The organism is Aquiflexum sp. (genome assembly GCF_977115555.1).
In genome coordinates, this window is sequence record NZ_CDSBKL010000515.1 from 1 (window position 1) to 2,495 (window position 2,495).

Below are 2,495 nucleotides of genomic sequence, written 5' to 3' on the forward strand. Positions count from 1 at the left end.
GTCAGCGGATAAGACCCCCAAAGCATCAGACTTGTGAGCAAGCCCGGAATCAACACATGGCTTTTGGTAAAAACTTCCCATCCAAAATCACTCAATCCCGCATAAGCCATGCAGAAAGTGAAGCATCCCTGAAAAAAGCCGGCGACTATCCAGCTCGCGTATGGATATTTTTTGAGACGGATAGAAGGATGGCTATAGGCCATAGAGACGAGACTATATACTAGCAACATGCTGCTGAATTGCCAGTTGATCATCAGGCCAAGTACCAATGAAACCACAAAAAACGCCAAAGAAAGAAAATAAAGCCCTTTGGTGACTTTGGGTGGATTACGTAAACCGCCGATGCTTTTTTCGTCTTTATCAAAATAAGAGTTGTAGCCGTTGCTTGATGGATATAAAAAAAGATGCAATGCAACCAGCACAATGATCATTCTTTCACCATTGTGATTGGGAGTAAAAGCCAAAGCAAAAATGAAAATCGGAAGGAGATAGAAAGAAAATGGAATTCTGAGATGTTTCCAATTGGAGAGTTTAAACATAAATAAATAAGGATAATTAACTTTTGAGGAAAGGGATGGTTATCTTTCAGGAATACCAAGTTAGAAAAAATAAGTGTAACTTAAATTTGATGAACAACCATATTGTAAGTATAGGAACAGCCAATCCCGGAAAACCCGTTTCCCAAATCCAAATTGGGGAATTTATGAAAATGGCCCACGGGTTGGATGCTCAGGAATCCAGGAAATTAAATTTTGTATACCGACAGACTGGCATAGAAAACAGGTTCAGTGTGATTGATGACTTTAATTATACAGATCCGCAGAAATTCAGTTTTTTCCCAAACACACAGGATTTGGAACCCTTCCCTTCCACCAAAAAGAGGATGGGACTTTTTGAAAGATCAGCCCTATCTCTCGCCACAAAGGCAGTACAAGATTGCCTCTCCAATACGCATATCCAAACCAAAGAAATCACACATTTGATCTTGGTATCTTGCACAGGGATGTTTGCTCCGGGTCTTGACCTCGAGATTATACATACACTTGGATTCAGAAATGATGTAGAGCGCTATGCCATTCATTTTATGGGTTGTTATGCCGCTTTCAATGGAATCAAGTTGGCTGACCGGATCTGTGACAGTGATCCCGATGCCAAGGTGCTTGTGCTCTCCATTGAATTGTGTACCATACATTTTCAGAAGGAATATACAGAGGACAACCTTTTGGCAAATGCCATTTTCGGAGATGGTGCTGCTGCGGCTTTGATAAGGCGGTCGCCGGTTGGATTGAAGATCAAAAAATTCCACAGCAGGGTTTTCAAAGAAGGGGAAAGCGATATGGCCTGGTCGATCGGGGATTTTGGTTTTGAAATGAGATTGAGCAAATATGTGCCCGAATTGCTCCACAAAGGACTAAATGAAATCATTGGTTACCTCGAGGATATTTTTCAATTGTCAAAAATCAAGAATTTTGCCATCCATCCGGGAGGAAGTCAGATACTCCAAAAAGTGGAGAGTGCTTTTCAGATTACTCCGGATCAAAATTTGCCTTCCCACCAAGTATTGAAAGCCTTTGGTAATATGTCTTCAGCTACCATTCTTTTTGTTTTGCAAAAATGGCTCCTCAACCCTGAATCAAAAGGAGACATTTTGGCGATGGGCTTTGGCCCAGGATTGACTTTGGAAACACTTCTATTGGAAAAATAATGGGGAAGTTCGATCAGCGCTCCTATGACAAAGAAATCATGGATGACCTCGAGGTCGGAGGAGAAATCCTCAAACAGACTTTACGCGAGCTCCGTACCATCAACCGTTTTTTGGGAGGTAACCATGTGACCACTTCCGGATTGAATATCCTTTTGGGTCAGGAAAAAAGCCGGGAATATACCATTGCCGATATTGGTTGTGGAGGCGGTGACATGCTTAAGGTCATGGCAGATTGGGCTTCAAAAAACAAGTTTAAATGTAAATTCATTGGAATCGACGCGAATGACCATACCATCGGGTTAGCAAAAGAAAACCTGAAAAATTATCCTAATGTCAGTTTTTTGGTCCAAAATGTTTTTGACCAAGATTTTCAAAACCTCAAAGTGGATGTGGTTACCTGTACACTTTTTACACATCATTTTACCGATGAGGAACTAATTGTCCTGATGAGGGTTTTTAAAAAGGGAGCATCTTTAGGCATGGTAATCAATGACCTCCATCGCCATCCTTTGGCTTATTACAGCATCAAGTTGCTGACTAGCCTATTTTCAAAATCCCCCATGGTCCAAAACGACGGACCCCTTTCTGTTCTCCGGGGATTTTCCCGAAAAGACATCAAGCATGTATTACAAAAAGCCGGAATGGAAGTATTCCAGATTCAGTGGAATTGGGCATTTCGATGGCGGGTAATAGGGAAATTCGACTAAATTTGCGCCGAAAATCATATTAAAAAAACAAAAATGTAATTACGCATGGAAGAGTATGGAATCGATTTAAAGACATTAGATTT

General features: G+C 41.0%; 3 protein-coding genes. 2 read left to right on the plus strand and 1 reads right to left on the minus strand.

Going from position 1 to position 2,495, the window contains the following annotated elements:
• A partial coding sequence (locus ACZFYI_RS18970) for a UbiA family prenyltransferase (protein WP_462525688.1) occupies positions 1-539 on the minus strand: 539 nt, incomplete at its 3' end.
• A gap of 89 nt (positions 540-628) precedes the next feature.
• Between ACZFYI_RS18970 and ACZFYI_RS18975 the strand changes: the two genes are divergently transcribed.
• Positions 629-1,705, plus strand: a complete 1,077-nt coding sequence (locus ACZFYI_RS18975; protein WP_462525689.1) for a type III polyketide synthase — start codon at positions 629-631, stop codon at positions 1,703-1,705.
• Complete coding sequence (locus ACZFYI_RS18980) at positions 1,705-2,412, plus strand: methyltransferase domain-containing protein (RefSeq protein WP_462525690.1); 708 nt, start codon at positions 1,705-1,707, stop codon at positions 2,410-2,412. Before ACZFYI_RS18975 ends, ACZFYI_RS18980 begins: the two co-directional genes overlap by 1 nt.
• The last annotated feature ends 83 nt before the right edge of the window (positions 2,413-2,495 follow it).